Source organism: Microbulbifer okhotskensis, assembly GCF_023895975.1.
In the GTDB taxonomy this organism is placed as follows: Bacteria; Pseudomonadota; Gammaproteobacteria; order Pseudomonadales; family Cellvibrionaceae; genus Microbulbifer; species Microbulbifer okhotskensis.
The window spans coordinates 1-227 of record NZ_JALBWM010000541.1 but is presented as its reverse complement, the minus strand read 5'-3'; the positions used below and the strand labels follow the sequence as shown (position 1 = coordinate 227).

At 55.5% G+C, this 227-nt stretch carries 1 protein-coding gene; it reads right to left on the bottom strand.

Annotation, left to right across the window (positions count from 1 at the left end; all coding sequences use genetic code 11):
- The coding region (locus MO867_RS23220) for a hypothetical protein (protein WP_252473516.1) at positions 1-181 on the bottom strand (181 nt) is incomplete at its 3' end.
- Between the last annotated feature and the right edge of the window lie 46 nt (positions 182-227).

Here is a 227-nt window from a genome sequence, read left to right as displayed (position 1 = left end):
ATTCGGGGAGGCATTTGGCGACCTCATCCGCAATACGCCCACCGTCACCATCCCCGACGACCACGATATTGGTCAGGGCAACCTTTGGGGAAATGGCGGAAACAAGATCGATACCCGTGACGGGAACACGGGCGGATATTATATGCCGGTCGAATATATCCGGGAAGTAGAACGGGCCCAAACCAGTCACCTTCCCGACCCTTACGATCCTACACCGATCAAACAGG